This window comes from Serratia symbiotica, assembly GCF_000821185.2.
Lineage (GTDB): Bacteria > Pseudomonadota > Gammaproteobacteria > Enterobacterales > Enterobacteriaceae > Serratia > Serratia symbiotica.
This window is the reverse complement of record NZ_CP050855.1, coordinates 224,439-240,733: the sequence shown is the minus strand read 5'-3', so window position 1 is coordinate 240,733 and position 16,295 is coordinate 224,439. Positions and strand designations below refer to the sequence as shown.

The 16,295-nt window shown below is 54.4% G+C and carries 17 protein-coding genes and 4 pseudogenes; 12 read left to right on the top strand and 9 right to left on the bottom strand.

All coding sequences use genetic code 11. The annotated features are described in order from the left end of the window. Window positions 1–10 precede the first annotated feature (10 nt). Both alr and SYMBAF_RS01260 read left to right on the top strand, forming a co-directional pair. Entirely contained in the window at window positions 11–1,090 is a 1,080-nt protein-coding gene (gene alr / locus SYMBAF_RS01265) for an alanine racemase (RefSeq protein ID WP_040264412.1), read from the top strand. 219 nt (window positions 1,091–1,309) lie between these two features. Further along, window positions 1,310–2,503, top strand: coding sequence for an amino acid aminotransferase (locus tag SYMBAF_RS01260; protein WP_040264415.1), 1,194 nt, complete (start codon window positions 1,310–1,312; stop codon window positions 2,501–2,503). Between the two features lie 139 nt (window positions 2,504–2,642). Here the strand turns inward: SYMBAF_RS01260 and uvrA are convergent, their stop codons facing one another. After that, window positions 2,643–5,471, bottom strand: coding sequence for an excinuclease ABC subunit UvrA (gene uvrA, locus SYMBAF_RS01255; RefSeq protein WP_040264416.1), 2,829 nt, complete (start codon window positions 5,469–5,471; stop codon window positions 2,643–2,645). Between the two features lie 282 nt (window positions 5,472–5,753). Here uvrA and ssb1 point away from each other — a divergent pair, with 282 nt between their 5' ends. Beyond that, window positions 5,754–6,275, top strand: a complete 522-nt coding sequence (gene ssb1 / locus SYMBAF_RS01250; protein ID WP_040264418.1) for a single-stranded DNA-binding protein SSB1 — start codon at window positions 5,754–5,756, stop codon at window positions 6,273–6,275. A gap of 175 nt (window positions 6,276–6,450) precedes the next feature. Here the strand turns inward: ssb1 and SYMBAF_RS01245 are convergent. From SYMBAF_RS01245 to SYMBAF_RS01230, 4 genes and pseudogenes are all read right to left on the bottom strand, one after another. After that, a pseudogene (locus tag SYMBAF_RS01245) lies at window positions 6,451–7,477 on the bottom strand (IS481 family transposase). Between the two features lie 142 nt (window positions 7,478–7,619). After that, window positions 7,620–7,964, bottom strand: a complete 345-nt coding sequence (locus SYMBAF_RS01240; protein WP_040264423.1) for a SymE family type I addiction module toxin — start codon at window positions 7,962–7,964, stop codon at window positions 7,620–7,622. Then, window positions 7,961–8,185: a SymE family type I addiction module toxin gene (locus SYMBAF_RS01235; RefSeq protein WP_006708589.1), complete on the bottom strand. Its 225-nt coding sequence runs from the start codon at window positions 8,183–8,185 to the stop codon at window positions 7,961–7,963. Before SYMBAF_RS01235 ends, SYMBAF_RS01240 begins: the two co-directional genes overlap by 4 nt. Window positions 8,186–8,261: 76 nt before the next feature. Beyond that, window positions 8,262–8,606, bottom strand: coding sequence for a helix-turn-helix domain-containing protein (locus SYMBAF_RS01230; protein ID WP_037388553.1), 345 nt, complete (start codon window positions 8,604–8,606; stop codon window positions 8,262–8,264). Between the two features lie 131 nt (window positions 8,607–8,737). Between SYMBAF_RS01230 and SYMBAF_RS01225 the strand changes: the two are divergent. Further along, window positions 8,738–9,320: pseudogene (locus SYMBAF_RS01225) on the top strand (CHC2 zinc finger domain-containing protein); the annotation flags it as partial. 145 nt (window positions 9,321–9,465) lie between these two features. On the opposite strand, the gene SYMBAF_RS01220 reads toward SYMBAF_RS01225, so the two are convergent. Beyond that, window positions 9,466–9,810 carry a helix-turn-helix domain-containing protein gene (locus SYMBAF_RS01220; protein WP_040264430.1) on the bottom strand — a complete coding sequence of 115 codons (345 nt, stop codon included), beginning with the start codon at window positions 9,808–9,810 and terminating at the stop codon, window positions 9,466–9,468. A 131-nt stretch (window positions 9,811–9,941) separates the two neighbouring features. Between SYMBAF_RS01220 and SYMBAF_RS01215 the strand changes: the two genes are divergently transcribed. From SYMBAF_RS01215 to SYMBAF_RS17425, 7 genes and pseudogenes are all read left to right on the top strand, one after another. After that, the gene (locus SYMBAF_RS01215) at window positions 9,942–10,328 is read left to right on the top strand and encodes a CHC2 zinc finger domain-containing protein (protein WP_152609068.1); all 387 of its coding nucleotides are present in this window, start codon (window positions 9,942–9,944) and stop codon (window positions 10,326–10,328) included. Then, a pseudogene (locus SYMBAF_RS01210) lies at window positions 10,222–11,722 on the top strand (DNA primase); the annotation flags it as partial. The gene SYMBAF_RS01215 and the pseudogene SYMBAF_RS01210, both read left to right, overlap by 107 nt. 3 nt (window positions 11,723–11,725) lie before the next feature. Beyond that, window positions 11,726–12,361 (top strand): tyrosine-type recombinase/integrase, encoded by a 636-nt coding sequence (locus SYMBAF_RS01205; RefSeq protein WP_052447680.1) that lies wholly within the window; start codon window positions 11,726–11,728, stop codon window positions 12,359–12,361. 42 nt (window positions 12,362–12,403) lie between these two features. Continuing rightward, complete coding sequence (locus SYMBAF_RS01200) at window positions 12,404–12,691, top strand: tyrosine-type recombinase/integrase (RefSeq protein WP_052447681.1); 288 nt, start codon at window positions 12,404–12,406, stop codon at window positions 12,689–12,691. A gap of 50 nt (window positions 12,692–12,741) precedes the next feature. Next, on the top strand, window positions 12,742–13,020 hold the full coding sequence (locus SYMBAF_RS01195) for a hypothetical protein (protein ID WP_006708587.1): 279 nt from the start codon (window positions 12,742–12,744) through the stop codon (window positions 13,018–13,020). After that, the gene (locus SYMBAF_RS01190) at window positions 13,017–13,316 is read left to right on the top strand and encodes a type II toxin-antitoxin system RelE/ParE family toxin (RefSeq protein ID WP_040264433.1); all 300 of its coding nucleotides are present in this window, start codon (window positions 13,017–13,019) and stop codon (window positions 13,314–13,316) included. The genes SYMBAF_RS01195 and SYMBAF_RS01190 overlap by 4 nt, the downstream gene beginning before the upstream one ends. Window positions 13,317–13,536: 220 nt before the next feature. Beyond that, complete coding sequence (locus tag SYMBAF_RS17425) at window positions 13,537–13,827, top strand: hypothetical protein (protein WP_237162978.1); 291 nt, start codon at window positions 13,537–13,539, stop codon at window positions 13,825–13,827. On the opposite strand, the pseudogene SYMBAF_RS01180 reads toward SYMBAF_RS17425, so the two are convergent. Both SYMBAF_RS01180 and cyaY read right to left on the bottom strand, forming a co-directional pair. Next, window positions 13,746–14,115, bottom strand: a pseudogene (locus tag SYMBAF_RS01180) (transposase); the annotation flags it as partial. The gene SYMBAF_RS17425 and the pseudogene SYMBAF_RS01180 sit on opposite strands and share 82 nt — an antisense overlap. A gap of 147 nt (window positions 14,116–14,262) precedes the next feature. Continuing rightward, entirely contained in the window at window positions 14,263–14,583 is a 321-nt protein-coding gene (gene cyaY, locus SYMBAF_RS01175; protein WP_040264435.1) for an iron donor protein CyaY, read from the bottom strand. 78 nt (window positions 14,584–14,661) lie between these two features. Between cyaY and lptM the strand changes: the two genes are divergently transcribed. Then, window positions 14,662–14,889 (top strand): LPS translocon maturation chaperone LptM, encoded by a 228-nt coding sequence (lptM, locus tag SYMBAF_RS01170; protein ID WP_336884897.1) that lies wholly within the window; start codon window positions 14,662–14,664, stop codon window positions 14,887–14,889. Window positions 14,890–14,899: 10 nt separating this feature from the next. On the opposite strand, the gene ltrA is transcribed toward lptM, so the two are convergent. Then, entirely contained in the window at window positions 14,900–16,162 is a 1,263-nt protein-coding gene (gene ltrA / locus SYMBAF_RS01165; RefSeq protein WP_052447675.1) for a group II intron reverse transcriptase/maturase, read from the bottom strand. Window positions 16,163–16,295 lie beyond the last annotated feature (133 nt).

The following is a 16,295-nucleotide window of genomic DNA, read 5'->3' as shown; positions in this document are numbered from 1 at the left end:
GGAGATAACAATGAAAGTGGCGACCGCAGTAATCGACCGCAGCGCTCTACGACATAATCTGCAACAGGTGCGCCGCCAGGCACCGCAAAGCCACCTGATTGCCATTGTGAAAGCAAATGCTTACGGCCACGGCATGCTGGAAACAGCACACACTCTGCAAGATGCCGACTGCTTTGGCGTGTCGCGCATTAGTGAAGCGTTAGCGCTGCGCTTCGGCGGTATCGTCAAACCGATCCTACTACTGGAAGGTTTCTTCTCTGCCGAAGATCTACCGTTATTGGTGGCGAATAACATCGAAACCGTAGTGCACAGCAGCGAACAGTTGGAGGCATTGGAGCAGGCCAAACTGGCACACCCGTTGCCGGTGTGGATGAAACTGGACACCGGCATGCATCGCTTGGGCGTGCGGCCAGAGCAGGCCGAAGCCTTTTACCAGCGCTTGTGCGCCTGTCACAACGTGGCGCAGCCAGTCAATATCATGAGCCACTTTAGCTGTGCTGATGAGCCGGGATCTGACGCAACCCTAAAACAGATCGCCTGCTTTGAGCAGTTTGCCCGTGGTAAACCAGGCCAACGTTCGATCGCCGCTTCAAGCGGCATTCTGCTGTGGCCGGACGCACATAACCAGTGGGTACGGCCAGGCATTATCCTATACGGCGTGTCGCCACTGGATAACGCCAACGGTAGCCAGCACCTGCTACAGCCAGCGATGACGCTGAAGTCTAGCTTGATCGCCGTGCGTGACCACCTGGCCGGTGAGCCGGTCGGTTACGGTGGCACTTGGATCAGCCAGCGTGATACCCGCCTGGGCGTGGTGGCGATAGGCTATGGTGACGGTTATCCACGCAGTGCTCCCACTGGTACGCCGATCTGGCTGAATGGGCGCGAAGTGCCGATTGTTGGTCGGGTATCGATGGACATGATCTCGGTTGATCTAGGGCCTGATGCCACCGACAAAGTCGGGGACGAGGCCGTGCTGTGGGGCCAAGCACTGCCAGTTGAGCGCATCGCCATCTATGCCGGCATCAGTGTCTACGAACTGGTCACCAAGCTGACGCAACGTGTGGCGATGGAATACATTGGCGATTGATCTGCCGCATGTTGGGCGTGCCAGCGTTAATCTTCACTGCATCACTTTCGCTGGTCGCTTTGCTAATTACAGCCACTGATGCGCCTCCCTCTTACCTCATCACGCGCCCAATCAGATTGAGAGAAGCGCTTTTGCCGTATGCGCGGATAAAGCTAAAATCGAACGCGATTTTGCGTCGTCACGCTGTACCTACACCGCGATAATTTAGGAGAATAATCTGTGTTCCATAACGTTGAGGCTTATGCTGGCGACCCTATCTTGTCGCTAATGGAAAAGTTTAAACAAGATCACCGTGCGCACAAGGTGAACCTGAGCATCGGCCTATACCACAATGAGCAAGGCATTATTCCGCAGATGCAGGTAGTCGCCGCAGCGCAAGCGCAGTTGAGCCGTGTCGAACAATGCGCATCATTATATTTGCCGATGGAGGGTCTACAGCCATATCGCACTGCCGTCCAGCAGTTGCTGTTTGGCTCGCAGCACCCAATGTTGCGTCAGGAGCGCATCGCCACCATTCAGACCGTTGGCGGTTCCGGTGCGTTGAAGGTAGGGGCAGATTTCTTGAAAAACTATTTCCCTGATTCACAAGTGTGGGTCAGCGATCCGACATGGGAAAACCATGTCGCTATCTTCAATGGTGCTGGCTTCAAGGTGAACACTTATCCCTACTTCGACACTGGTAGCCTGGGCGTAAAGTTCGACGCCATGCTGGGTGCATTGAAACAGTTGCCAAGACACAGCATTGTGCTACTGCACCCTTGCTGCCACAACCCGACCGGCTCTGATCTGACCACCGCCCAATGGGATGATGTAATCAAGGTGATCGCTGACCGCGCACTGATCCCGTTCCTGGACGTTGCCTACCAGGGCTTTGGCGTTGGCATGGATCAAGATGCCTACGCCTGCCGTGCCATCGCCACCGCCGGTCTGCCGTGCTTGGTAAGCAATTCGTTCTCGAAAATCTTCTCGCTGTATGGCGAACGCGTCGGTGGGCTTTCAGTGGTGTGCGAAAGCCAAGAGGTCGCCATCCGGGTGCTGGGCCAGCTTAAGGCTACCGTGCGCCGTAACTACTCCAGTCCGCCGAGTTTTGGTGCACAGGTAGTGGCCAAAGTGTTGAACGACGCGCCACTGAAAGCCCAGTGGCAGAATGAAGTGGCAAGCATGCGCACCCGCCTCCTTGAGATGCGTAAAACGCTGGCGGAAGCACTGAAAGGCGTACTACCGCAGCACAATTTCGATTATCTGCTGGAACAGTGCGGTATGTTTAGCTACACAGGCCTCAGCGCAGCGCAGGTTGATCGCCTGCGCGAAGAGTTCGGCGTTTACCTGCTCCACAGTGGTCGCATGTGCGTGGCTGGCTTGAACCATAACAATGTGCATTTTGTAGCCGAGGCGTTTGCCGCAGTGCAGTAAACCCTGCCAGGGGGAGCTAACAGTTAGGGGGGATATACCCTGCTAGACCAGCGCCACTAAAAGCGACGCATGGAAGTGGCATTTCTCATGTGACTACCACGTTATGTGTAACGGGTCATAGGGCGAACTGGGTGAAAAGTTACTTTTTTAACAGTGAATTGAGGAAGCGCCCGGTGTGCGAAGTTACGCAGTCGGCTACGGTCTCTGGCGTGCCAGAGACCAGGATCTCACCACCGCCACTGCCGCCTTCCGGCCCCAGATCGACGATCCAGTCTGCTGTTTTTATCACGTCTAGGTTATGCTCAATGACCACGATGGTATTGCCCTGATCGCGCAGTTGGTGCAACACCGCCAGCAGTTGTTGGATATCGGCGAAGTGCAGACCGGTGGTCGGTTCATCGAGGATATACAGTGTCTGGCCAGTGCCGCGCTTAGACAGCTCGCGTGCCAGCTTGACGCGCTGCGCCTCACCGCCGGACAAGGTGGTGGCCGACTGGCCGAGACGAATATACGACAGGCCAACATCGATCAGGGTTTGCAACTTGCGCGCTAGCGCTGGTACGGCATCGAAGAAATTGCGCGCTTCCTCGATAGTCATCTCCAGCACTTCGTGGATATTCTTGCCCTTGTACTTTACTTCCAGCGTCTCGCGGTTGTAGCGCTTGCCTTTACACTGGTCGCACGGCACGTAGATATCTGGCAGGAAGTGCATCTCCACTTTGATCACGCCATCACCCTGGCAGGCTTCGCAGCGGCCACCTTTGACGTTAAAGCTGAAGCGGCCAGGGTTGTAGCCACGGCTGCGTGACTCAGGTACACCAGCGAACAGCTCGCGCACCGGCGTGAAAATGCCGGTGTAGGTGGCTGGGTTAGAGCGCGGAGTACGGCCGATCGGGCTTTGATCGATATCGATCACCTTATCGAAATGCTCCAGGCCGGTCACTTCGCGGAATGGCGCAGGTTCGATGATGGTGGCACCGTTGAGCTGGCGTTGGGCGATCGGGAACAGCGTATCGTTGATCAACGTTGATTTACCGGAGCCGGAAACTCCGGTAATGCAGATAAACAGGCCGACCGGCAGCGTCAGCGTTACCCCCTTCAGGTTGTTACCACACGCGCCACTCAGCTTTAACACTTTAGTCGGGTCGGCCGGCACGCGCTGCTGCGGTATGGCGATTTCGCGCTTGCCGCTGAGGAACTGGCCAGTCAGTGAGTCCGGCTGTGCCATGATCGCTTCCACGCTGCCTTCCGCCACGATCTGACCACCGTGCACGCCAGCGCCGGGGCCGATGTCGATCACATGGTCAGCGGCGCGAATGGCGTCTTCGTCGTGCTCTACTACGATCACTGTATTGCCCAGGTTGCGCAGGTGGATCAGGGTTTCCAGCAGGCGTTCGTTGTCGCGCTGATGCAGGCCGATCGACGGTTCATCCAGCACGTACATCACGCCCACCAGGCCAGCGCCGATCTGGCTTGCCAAACGGATACGCTGTGCCTCGCCACCGGACAGCGTTTCCGCCGAGCGTGACAGCGATAGATAGTTTAGCCCCACGTTGACCAAGAATTTCAGGCGATCGCCGATCTCTTTCAGCACTTTCTCAGCAATCTTGGCGCGTTGGCCGCTGAGCTTCATGTCCTGGAAGAAGGTTAGCGCATGGCCGATGCTCAGCTCGGAGATTTCTGGTAGCGTGGTATCTTCGACGAATACGTTGCGCGCTTCTTCTCGCAGACGGGTGCCATGGCACGAGGTACACGGGCGGTTGCTGATAAACTTGGCTAGCTCTTCGCGTACCGCGCTGGATTCAGTCTCTTTGTAGCGGCGCTCCATGTTGTTCAGCACGCCTTCGAACGGATGGCGGCGTACGGTGGTATCACCGCGATCGTTGATGTATTTGAATTCGATTGAATCTTTGCCGGAGCCGCTCAGCACCGCTTTCTGCACCTTGTCGCTCAGGCTGTTGAACGGTGCTTCGACGTCGAACTCATAGTGTTCCGCCAACGAGCGCAACATCTGGAAGTAGTAGAAATTGCGGCGATCCCAACCACGGATCGCACCGCCAGCCAACGACAGCTCCGGGTTCTGTACCACGCGCTCTGGATCAAAGAACTGCTGCACGCCCAAGCCATCGCAGGTCGGGCAGGCACCGGCTGGGTTGTTGAACGAGAACAGGCGTGGTTCCAGCTCGCGCATGCTATAGCCGCATATCGGGCAGGCAAAATTGGCGGAGAATAGCAGCTCTTCGGCCTTTTCACTGTCCATGTTAGCCACCAGTGCAGTACCGCCGGACAGCTCCAGCGCGGTCTCGAACGATTCCGCCAGGCGCTGCGCCAGGTCTTCACGCACCTTGAAGCGGTCAACCACCACTTCGATAGTGTGCTTCTTTTGCAACTCCAACTTCGGTGGATCGGAAAGATCGCACACCTCGCCATCGATGCGGGCGCGGATATAGCCCTGAGAGGCGAGGGTTTCCAGCGTTTTGGTGTGCTCGCCCTTGCGGTCTTTTACCACCGGGGCCAACAGCATCAGGCGTGTGCCTTCCGGTTGGTTGAGCACGTTATCGACCATTTGGCTGACGGATTGCGCCGCCAGTGGCGTGTGGTGTTCCGGGCAGCGTGGTTCACCAACGCGGGCGAACAGGAGGCGCAAGTAGTCATGGATCTCGGTAATGGTGCCGACGGTAGATCTTGGGTTGTGCGAGGTGGATTTCTGCTCAATGGAGATCGCTGGTGATAAACCTTCAATGTGGTCGACGTCCGGTTTTTCCATGAGCGAAAGGAACTGGCGTGCATAGGCGGAAAGCGACTCAACGTAGCGGCGCTGCCCTTCGGCATACAGCGTATCAAAAGCCAGCGAGGACTTGCCGGAACCAGATAAACCGGTGACGACGATCAACTTGTCACGCGGGATAATCAGGTTGATGTTTTTGAGATTATGCGTTCGAGCACCACGAATTTCGATATTATCCATATACACTTCCCGTCTTGATGATACACCGCACCTGCCAGCGATTTTTGTCAGCGGTTTAGTGATCAAACGCGCAAAAACCAGCACAGCCCCAGTACGCAACGCATAATTATGACACAAAAAACTGAGTTAATATCCAGTATACGAATGTAACTAGGCCGGTTGGAAAGACAATTGCGGAATGCAAAACGCAAAACGCATAACCTACACGAGTGTGGTTTTAGACTCATCGTGTTAGACTTATTCGCTTATGCTGTATAAGAATCAATCATCGGGAGAGTGCTCATGGCCAGCAGAGGCATAAATAAAGTAATTCTGGTCGGGAATCTGGGCCAGGATCCAGAAGTTCGTTACATGCCGAATGGGGGGGCAGTGGCCAACATTACCTTGGCGACCTCCGAAAGCTGGCGTGACAAGACAACTGGCGAACAGAAAGAAAAAACCGAGTGGCACCGTGTGGTGTTGTTCGGCAAGGTGGCCGAAGTGGCGGGCGAATATCTGCGCAAAGGTTCGCAGGTGTATATCGAAGGCTCCCTTCAGACGCGCAAATGGACCGATCAGGCCGGCGTAGAAAAATACACCACCGAAGTGGTGGTTAATATTGGTGGCACCATGCAGATGCTGGGCGGTCGCCAGGGCGGCGGCGCTCCAGCAGGCGGTGGTCAGGGTGGTTGGGGTCAGCCCCAGCAACCGCAGAGTGGCAACGCGTTCAGCGGTGGCCAGCAGGAGCGCCCAGCACAGAACAATGCCCCCGTGGCCAGCAGCAATGAACCGCCAATAGACTTTGATGACGATATTCCGTTTTGAATGACATAAAAGCTGCTCGATTACTTGCAGGTAGATGACTTTCAACCAGAGGCCTACTCTACTCGGCCACGGTTAAGGTGCCTGTCGCGAAGCTATCTATGCGATTTCCTAATGAAAAAGCGCCAGTTTAACTGGCGCTTTTTCATTCTGTAGTAGCTCAAACTTAATCTGACATTCACTCATTTTTCAGACCCAAATTTGTCAGTTGAGTCTGACTGTCCGATGCGATAAATAAACTCTCAAGTTGCTTTTCTTTCGCCAAACCCTTGCTGCTTTCCCAAGTCTGCCAAGGCGTTTTTCCATAACAGTATCGTCATGAATGGGGCGCTCACGGTTGTAAAAATAGAGCCATTGGCTGAGTTCTCGCTGGATTTCATCAGATTTACGGTAAATCTTACGGCGATACATGACATCGTAGCATTCCGTTTTCATTGTCTTGTGAAACCCTTCACAGATGCCGTTTGTCTGCGGGCTGTAAGCCTGGGGTCGTGTATGCTCGATATCTTCAATATTCAAATATAATTCAAACGCATGACTCTCTTTTTTGCCACAGAACGCCGTCCCGCGATCAGTCAATATCCGTAACAACGCTATCCCTTGCTCATCAAAGAACGGCAACACTTGCTCATTGAGCATTTCTGCGGCAATCAATGCATTCTTCTCGGTATAGACTTTGGCAACAGCAACACGGCTATAAGTATCAATAAAGGTTTGCTGATAAATTCTGCCAATCCCTTTGATATTGCCGACATAATAGGTGTCTTGTGCACCCAGATAGCCTGGGTACTGTGTCTCTATTTCACCGTGAGCTTCTCGTTGGGATTTAGCTTGCTCCAGTGCCTGCAACTGAGCCTCGGTGAGAACACCGCCCTCCTGAGCCATCTTGGTTTCCAACGCAGTGAGCCGCTTTTTAAAGCATTCCAAATCATATCGTCACCAAACAGAACGAACCCCGCTGCCTGAAATCAGTATTCCTTGGCGACACGGTGCTAGCCATAAGCGGGGAATTCATAGGCCATATTTACGACGGCTTGTTCGATATGAGCTTCAACACGATTTTTTTCGATAGGTTTTTTACGACTGATTTCCTGTAGCGCCAACTCGCCACCTTGTTCGTAAAGCGTTTTGAAACGATAGTAGCGGTCTCTGCTGTAGCCCATAATTTTACAGGCTTCCCGAACATTACCCAGTTGTCGTGCCAGTTCTCACAAACCGAGTTTAGGTTTAATGATTTTTGCTGTCTGATTCATTTTTCACCTCTCTGGTATTTTTTATATACAACAAGAGAGGTCAGTTCAAGTAAGAGCTACTACAAATTTAGGGACAGACTCGGGATCTTTGCTTTTATGCCCCCAAAACCTCATCCTCCCGCCGCTGCACCCGGATCACACCGGGTGCGGCGATGATCTCCAGTTGCTCAGCATCGGTGATCCCGGACTCACTCAACCAATCCCCACCGATGATCAGTTCACCGTTCTCCCGTACCCAGTCCGCACCCAGATCCGGGCGGTGTTGGCTGGCCTCACAGAGTGCTTCCCAGGTGGCCTCATCGGTGACGGGGGTGATCCACAGCCCATCGGGCCGCAGCGTAAGCTGGAAGGGTGCTCCGGGGATAAAACCCAGCTCGGCCAGCGTAGCGCCTGCCAGCGTCAGCTCCGGGATCGGTTCAGGGGTAAAGGTGATGTTCATGCGGCGTCCTCCGGGGTTGGCTCGATGCGGATAATCAGCTTCCCCGGTTCGGTGAACACCTCGATTTTCTGCCCGGAGGTAAAACCGAGTGGCTCCAACCAACGCCCCTTGAGGGTCAGTTGTGGCGTCGGGTTCGGCTTGCCGCCGTTGGGGCGGTAGCCGACAACGCACTTGCGAGCTTGGGGGGTGACGGGTTCTGACTTATGATGTTGCTCAGCCATAATCAACGCCTACCTAGTTGTTGTGGTTAGCAGTGACAGCAGGGTGCAACCTGTTGTTACTGCGCTAAATCCAGTGTTATCCCTTCATCTTCGATGACCATCGTTCTGCTTCATACTTGATAATCATCCCTTCCAGCAGTTGCTTGATAACCTGTTGCTGTTCCGGAGCCATGCCGGAAATAGCCTGAAACTGCAACGCCAGGTCAGCATCGGGAGCCAGTTCCCCTTCATCGAATATCAGTGAATCAGTGGTAACGCGTAGGGTCTGCGCAATCTTCTTAATCGCTTCAAGAGAAGGCTGAGAGGTTCCAGCTTCGTATCGCTTAATCTGCGTGACGTGCAAACCGATAGCATCGGCCAGTGCCTGCTGGGTCAAACCTTTACTCTTACGGATATAGGCTAAACGTGTGGAAACGCTCATGGACATCAACCAATGAGAGAACAATCCCGTCATCTTAACCTCCGTATAAAGTGTGCTTGGCAATGATAGCATATCGGATACTAAAATAACTCACAATAGAATCTTGACCGGTTTTTTAAAGGAGCAGCGGAATGGGCAGAATGACCCCGGCAGAGCTGGAGCAGTTGAAGCGCGATGTGTCGTTGCTGAAGGTCGCCGAATCACAAGGCCACTCGTTCAAAAAGCACGGCAAAGACGGCTACACCTGCCTATGCCCGTTCCATCGGGAGAAAACGCCTTCCTGCGTGATCTCCCCTGCCAAGAATCTCTATCACTGCTTCGGCTGTGGGGCAGCGGGAGCGGTGCTGGGCTGGGCTGGGCTGGCTGCAACACACTAAACGGCTGACCTTCCCGCAAACCCTGGTACGGCTTCGGGAACTGGCAGGAGCGCCCTCGGTTGCTGCGGCTGACACCGCTGCCCCTGTTCCTGCTTCGCCGCCAGCGGTCGCCGACCTGGACGATGACGGCCAGGCGCTGCTTAACCAGGTGCTCGACTTCTATCACCAGCAGTTGCTGGCCTCCCCGGAGGCGCAGCAATGGCTGGTCAACCGTGGCCTCACGCATCCCGAGTTGGTGAGCCACTTCCGGCTGGGGTATGCCGGGGCGCATGGCATCAGTGGTGAAGCCGGGGTGTTGCCACCCACCTCAAGCAAGGAGGGTAAGCGACTGCGGGATACCGAAGCCGACAACGCACTTGCGAGCTTGGGGGGTGACGGATTCTGACTTATGATGTTGCTCAGCCATAATCAACGCCTAACTAGTTGTTGTGGTTAGCAGTGACAGCAGGGTGCAACCTGTTGTTACTGCGCTAAATCCAGTGTTATCCCTTCATCTTCGATGACCATCGTTCTGCTTCATACTTGATAATCATCCCTTCCAGCAGTTGCTTGATAACCTGTTGCTGTTCCGGTGCCATGCCGGAAATAGCCTGAAACTGCAACGCCAGGTCAGCATCGGGAGCCAGTTCCCCTTCATCGAATATCAGTGAATCAGTGGTAACGCGTAGGGTCTGCACAATCTTCTTAATCGCTTCAAGAGAAGGCTGAGAGGTTCCAGCTTCGTATCGCTTAATCTGCGTGACGTGCAAACCGATAGCATCGGCCAGTGCCTGCTGGGTCAAACCTTTACTCTTACGGATATAGGCTAAACGTGTGGAAACGCTCATGGACATCAACCAATGAGAGAACAATCCTGTCATCTTAACCTCCGTATAAAATGTGCTTGGCAATGATAGCATATCGGATACTAAAATAACTCACAATAGAATCTTGACCGGTTTTTTAAAGGAGCAGCGGAATGGGCAGAATGACCCCGGCAGAGCTGGAGCAGTTGAAGCGCGATGTGTCGTTGCTGAAGGTCGCCGAATCACAAGGCCACTCGTTCAAAAAGCACGGCAAAGACGGCTACACCTGCCTATGCCCGTTCCATCGGGAGAAAACGCCTTCCTGCGTGATCTCCCCAGCCAAGAATCTCTATCACTACTTCGGCTGTGGGGCAGCGGGATCGGTGCTGGACTGGCTGCAACACACTGAACGGCTGACCTTCCCGCAAACCCTGGTACGGCTTCGGGAACTGGCGGGAGCGCCCTCGGTTGCTGCTGTCGCTGGAGCAGAAGCAGGACGAGGCACGGCAGGCAGTGGAGCAGGATACGCCCTCCGTTGTGGCACTGAGTGCGGAGGATGAAAGCGCCGCGCTTGAGCTGCTGAAATCCCCCAATCTGGCCGAACGGGTGGTGAATAACCTGGCCACCTGTGGCGTAGTGGGGGAATCCTCGAACCTGCTCACCGGGTATCTGGCAGCCACCTCGCGCAAGTTGGATAAACCCTTGGCGGTGCTGATACAGAGCAGCTCGGCGGCGGGGAAATCCTCGTTGATGGATGCGGTGTTGGGGCTGATACCGGAAGAAGAACGCATCCAGTGCAGCGCCATGACTGGGCAGAGCCTGTATTACCTAGGGGAAACCTCGCTGCAACACAAGATATTGGCTATCGCCGAAGAAGCAGGTGTTCGACAAGCGGCCTATGCGTTGAAGCTGTTGCAGTCGGACGGGGAGCTGAAAATCGCCAGCACCGGCAAGGACGAATCGAACGGCGAACTGGTGACGCGGGAATACAAGGTGCAAGGCCTGGTGATGCTGACCACCACCGCCATCGATGTTGATGAAGAACTGTTAAACCGCTGCCTGGTACGGACGGTAAACGAATCGCGGGAGCAGACACAGGCGATACACGCCATGCAGCGCCACGGCCAGACGCTGGAAGGGTTGCTGGCGGTGAGTGAAAAAGGCTATCTGACCCGGTTACACCAGAACGCGCAGCGGCTGTTGCGGCCAATAAAAGTGGTCAATCCGTTCGCACATCAGCTTACCTTCCTGAGCGACAAAACGCCTACCCGGCGCGACCACATGAAGCACCTGACGTTGATACAGTCGATAGCGCTGCTGCACCAGTACCAGCGGGAAGTGAAACGGGTGGCACATTGCGGTAGCGTTATCGAGTATATCGAGGTGGAGACAAGCGACATCGAGCTGGCCAACCGGCTGGCACATGAAGTGTTGGGGCGCACCCTGGATGAAATGCCGCCACAGACGCGCAAGCTGTTGGTGCTGATACAGGACATGGTGACGGGGATGGAGGAGCGGCAGCACTGCCAACCTGCGGAGGTGCGCTTTACCCGGCGTGATATCCGCGACGCGCTGCACTGGAGCGACAGCCAACTAAAAAATCATTGTCTGCGGTTGGTTGAGATGGAGTACCTGCTGGTACACGGGGGTAACCGTGGGCATCTATTGCAGTACGAACTGTTGTATGACGGTGCGCAGGCTGACGGGCTGCACCTGTGTGGCCTGCTTGATGTGGATGAGCACGCAAGCAGCAAGCGCAAGTCTGGGGCAGAGGAAAGCGAGTCTGTATCAAGTCTGGGCCAAGTTTGCCCCAGGTCAGGGAACGGAAAACCGCTTCTAGCCCGATGGCACAAGGGGTTGATGGGGGCAAGTCTTCCCTGAGGGAAATGCCGTAATAAAGGGAAAAAATAATCGGGCTGCTGCTGCCGCGGCCCCTGGTCAACATGGAGGGTAAATCATGGGACTCCGCGATAAACGCCGCGCTACCGTGCTACAAACCGGGCGCGGCCCGCATGGTGGGTTGGCGTATTGGATGGTGCAATATCTGGCATGGCTGCATGAACACAACCAGCATAATCTGCGCGGTCATAAGCACCAACTGGGCCGGTTCCTGTCATGCAGTAAAGAACGGGAACTGGAGCAAGCGCAAAGCATCACATTACCCATACTCGAACAGCACCAACGGCAGTTGTATCACCAGCGGAAACCGAACGGTGACCCGTTGAGTGTCTCCACGCAGTGCAATCACCTTAACACCCTGAAAGCCTTCTTGAGCTGGTTAACCCACCGCCATTGGTTGTTGTCCAATCCCGCCGCCGATCTGGAACGCCCCAAACAGGGTGAACGGTTGCCAAAAGATGTCCTGAGTGTCGTTGAGGTGGCGCAACTACTGGCGTGGCCCGATATCAACACGGTGAAAGGGTTACGTGACCGCGCCATGCTGGAAGTGCTTTACAGTACCGGAATGCGCCGTGCAGAACTGGCGAGACTGAGGTTACACAGCATCAATCACGCACAGGGTACGGTGATGATCCATCCGCCAGGGAAAAGGACGAAAAGATCGGTTGATTCCGATAGGCGTACGGGCCTGTGAGTTCGGCGTTACCAGTACACAGTGCGGCCTCAGTGGGTGCATATGCCCAACAGTGATGTGCTGTTCCTGGCGAAAGACGGTATCGCAGGGCTGACAGCCAATAGCATTACCAACGCGGTCGTTCCCTATATCAGAGATGCTGGTACCGACAAGGGAAGCTGCCACCTGTTCCGGCACGCAATGGTAACGCAGATGCTGGAGAACGGTGCGGATCTGCGCTGGATACAGGCGATGCTGAACCACCGGAGTGTTGAATCAACGCATTCCGCCAGTACGCATCCTGCGGAGCAGCGGGAGGATGGGTCTCTGAAGGTTATGGAGGAAAGGTAATGATAAGGTATATACTCTGTCATTACTCAGGCAGAAGTGAGGAAAGAATAATGCCGAAAGAAGCGGTGTTCACCATGAAACTGGAAAACTCCCTGCGAGAAGGTTTTATCGCAGCGGCAAAAGCCAGCCACAGACCGGCCTCTCAGGTAATGCGCGAACTGATGCGGGAATATATCCAGCGTCAGAATGACCGCCAGGCTTACGATGACTGGGTGGTGCAAAAAATCAAGCGAGGACGACAATCCATCCGATCAGGTGAAGGAACAAGTAACGAAGACGTTGAAGCGTTGTTCGCGGAACGCCGGACAACGCTGGCAGGTAAAATGTGAAGGTACGCTGGAGTGACGAGGCATTACAGGACCGTACCGCAATCTGGGATTACCTGGCAGAAAGAAACCTTGTAGCAGCAGTGGAGCTGGATGAGCGGTTCAGCGAGGCGGCAGAACGTCTGGCAGAACATCCGCTGATGGGCGTAAACGGACAGCTAGCCGGTACACGGGAACGGGTTCCGCATGAACATTACCGGCTTATCTACGAACTGGATGAGGAAAGGGACCTTGTGTGGATAGTAACGCTGATCCACACTGCACGTTGCTGGCCTCAGATATCGCCGGATGGTCAGTAAAGCAGCTCAACCTCGGTGAGTTCCGCAGGTTGTGTGCTTGGTCAGAGCGCGGCGTCCCTGCCGCGATCTGCCTTCATCATCTGCGGTATGCACGGGGGTAGCGTGTCCGGGGCAAAAAGTTAGCACCCAGAAAATGCACCGGAAAAACCCGGTTGTAACTCACCGAATGCACAGGGAAAAATGGTGTTCGCGGGCTGACTTCGCAACGGAAAAAGTTGTTGTGGAGAATAAGGCGCTTAAAACCGACCCTGAACGTGGTGTAAGCCGTATGCAGCTCAGGAAAAAACTGGCAGTTGAACACAGGAAAGCCAGTAAAGGGAGAGCCTGTACTGGATTCTGTGTAACTGCCATTGTATTAAAGGTGATCGCTCAGGCAGTCACCGAACTCGATAATAAAACGACTCATCGCCAGCCGCCAGTTCTGTGTAAGGTGGCGACGATTTCGCGGGTCGTCATCCCTTTGGCGTACAGGGATAAAATCTGGCTGTCTATCTGCGTAATGCGCGTCTGATTTTTCTTTATGAACTGGGGTTCAAAAGTGTTTTCGTGGTCGCGTGGCGTACTCAGTTCAATCTCGCCATCGTCACAGAGCAACGTTTTAGATGAGTAGCCGTTGCGGGTGTTAGAGCCTGTTTTGGGGGCGTTTTTTCTCGTGCCCGAGGTGAGCAGTTAACTCAGCATTTAGCACAGTTTCGACGGTAAGCTGCATCAGCATACGGGAAAACTGATTAAGATCGGCTTCAGTTTTAAGGCCTTTAACCAGTTCAGCCGCAAGGACTTTGAGTTTCTTTTTGTCCATAATTTGCCTGTTTCCGCTGTTGGAGTGAACATATCAAAAATAGGCAATTACACAATCTCGTTTACAGTCTCATCCCTGGGAGCTAACGCACAGGCAACTTGCAGTATGACGGGTATATGCCATTTGTAGAATGATAGGCAGGCAGCATCAGGAAAAAGTGACGCCCTCGCCTGCCTGCATGCTGGCCGCCTCGCTGAGCAACCGATAGAAAGGTTGCCCACTGCGGTCACACAGCCAGATGCCGTCGCAATAATTGAAGTGATAGCCGTTGGCCTTGGTAGCCAGCCATATCTGATGGAGCGGCTCTTGGCGATTGATGATAATTTTGCTGCCGTTTTCGAAAATTAGCGTCATCACGCCACCATGGATTTCATAATCGATATCCGCATTGCCAGCAAAATCGTCCAATGTCTCTTCAATATTAAGCATCAATTGGTCAGCCAACTGATGAAACTCACTGTTGTTCATATTTAATTCCTATTGCTTTTCATGATCCACCTGCGATTATAGAGGTCTTGGATGCATGAATTACAGGCATTAATGCAAATGAAAAAACAACTACGCTATGCGCTGCTGGCAGTTCTGCTCGCCGGACTCTCCGGCTGCGGCCTGAAAGGCCCGCTATACTTCCCTCCTGCCGATCCCATTAGCAAAAAACCGGCCACGCCATCACTACCAACGGGCGAGCAGGTGCAAAAAAATCAGCAGGAACTGCCTGGTTATCGGGTCGCGCAAGGGAACTTCCCCCCTGCGCTCCCACGGAACCGGACGTGACAGTCTCCCGTCATCCGGCTCTTGTCGTTGACCACTCACGCCGCGTACAAATTTCCCAGTGTGCAAACAGACCGGGCCTGGCGCGCTGTATCCGTCTTAACCATTCATATGCCTGAGCCAGACTACCGTGGACCCGCTTATATTTGCGGGCGACCCATTTCGCAAGGTGCAGATCTACATGAGTGGCTATACAGTTCATTGCTGAACGATAAAAGTGACCATAGTACTTAACCCAGCCCCGTAACATGGGGTTGAGCCAACGGGCCATGACTTCCAGCGATAACGGCGTTTTGTGGCTCAGATCCCAGCCCCGTACCGTCTGCCGGATTGCCTTCGCAGCTCTGCCGCTCATTGCTGGCAGGAAATTCACCGACAGCTCTCCCTCTTTCGAGAAGGACTTTCTTGGCCTGAACGTATAGCCCACAAAGTCGAAGCTGATTTCAGGATATGCTTCCGTTCTTTCCCTGTCCTTGCAGTAAACGACTTTAGTCTTGCCCGGACTCATCTCCAGCTTACACTCAGCCAGCCGTTTTCTGAGCCTGCCACGCAGCATCATTGCCTGAGCATGACTCTTGCAGTGAATGACTACATCATCAGCGTATCGCTCGAACCGGACGACGGGGAATTCCCGCGTCATCCACATATCGAATGCATAATGCAGAAACAGATTGGCAAGTAATGGACTAATGACTCCGCCCTGAGGCGTTCCCTTGTCCCTCATCTGCACCGTTCCGTCCGGCATACACACCGATGCGGTCAGCCATCGCTCAATGTAGAGTTTCACCCATCTGCAGTCCGTATGCCTGCACACCGCTCTCATCAGGAGTTCGTGATCGATATTGTCGAAGAACCCCTTGATGTCCACGTCCAGCACCCAGTCAGTACGCCAGCATCGATGCCGGGCCATCCTCAGGGCATCGTGCGCAGATTTGTGCGGGCGATAGCCATAAGAGTCATTGTGGAACAGTGCCTCCAGAATCGGCTCCAGCATGTCTTTGACAACCATCTGCGCAATGCGATCCGAGACTGTGGGGATCCCCAGGGGTCTCGTTCCACCCGTCGCCTTGGGTATATCAACACGCCGAACCGCTGGCGGCATATAGCTGCCCGAGGCCATTCGGTTCCAGATTTTGTACAAGTTCCCCACGAGGTTCCTATCAAATTCCTCAATCGACTGACCATCGATCCCAGCACTGCCTTTGTTGGCTTTTACTTTCTTGTACGCGCTCCAGACGGCATGTCTGGATAACGCAAACGGTTTGGACTGGTTCACAGGCTCCTCCCGCTTATGCGGTTGGCCTGCAGTACAGCCCCAACGACTGGCCCCCTTCGCTCCACGTCCATTACAGACGCTTCATCACTACTACGGAACCATCTGCCCCTGTGCCCCGCATTGGTACTCTGGC

What these genes read in the sequence shown, in the direction of transcription:
- alr (WP_040264412.1), top strand. Translation starts at nt 11, where the DNA reads ATGAAAGTGGCGACCGCAGTAATCGACCGCAGCGCTCTACGACATAAT.
- uvrA (WP_040264416.1), bottom strand. Translation starts at nt 5,471, where the DNA reads ATGGATAATATCGAAATTCGTGGTGCTCGAACGCATAATCTCAAAAAC.
- ssb1 (WP_040264418.1), top strand. Translation starts at nt 5,754, where the DNA reads ATGGCCAGCAGAGGCATAAATAAAGTAATTCTGGTCGGGAATCTGGGC.
- SYMBAF_RS01240 (WP_040264423.1), bottom strand. Translation starts at nt 7,964, where the DNA reads ATGAACATCACCTTTACCCCTGAACCGATCCCGGAGCTGACGCTGGCA.
- SYMBAF_RS01235 (WP_006708589.1), bottom strand. Translation starts at nt 8,185, where the DNA reads ATGGCTGAGCAACATCATAAGTCAGAACCCGTCACCCCCCAAGCTCGC.
- SYMBAF_RS01230 (WP_037388553.1), bottom strand. Translation starts at nt 8,606, where the DNA reads ATGAGCGTTTCCACACGTTTAGCCTATATCCGTAAGAGTAAAGGTTTG.
- SYMBAF_RS01220 (WP_040264430.1), bottom strand. Translation starts at nt 9,810, where the DNA reads ATGAGCGTTTCCACACGTTTAGCCTATATCCGTAAGAGTAAAGGTTTG.
- SYMBAF_RS01215 (WP_152609068.1), top strand. Translation starts at nt 9,942, where the DNA reads ATGGGCAGAATGACCCCGGCAGAGCTGGAGCAGTTGAAGCGCGATGTG.
- SYMBAF_RS01205 (WP_052447680.1), top strand. Translation starts at nt 11,726, where the DNA reads ATGGGACTCCGCGATAAACGCCGCGCTACCGTGCTACAAACCGGGCGC.
- SYMBAF_RS01200 (WP_052447681.1), top strand. Translation starts at nt 12,404, where the DNA reads ATGCCCAACAGTGATGTGCTGTTCCTGGCGAAAGACGGTATCGCAGGG.
- SYMBAF_RS01195 (WP_006708587.1), top strand. Translation starts at nt 12,742, where the DNA reads ATGCCGAAAGAAGCGGTGTTCACCATGAAACTGGAAAACTCCCTGCGA.
- cyaY (WP_040264435.1), bottom strand. Translation starts at nt 14,583, where the DNA reads ATGAACAACAGTGAGTTTCATCAGTTGGCTGACCAATTGATGCTTAAT.
- lptM (WP_336884897.1), top strand. Translation starts at nt 14,662, where the DNA reads ATGAAAAAACAACTACGCTATGCGCTGCTGGCAGTTCTGCTCGCCGGA.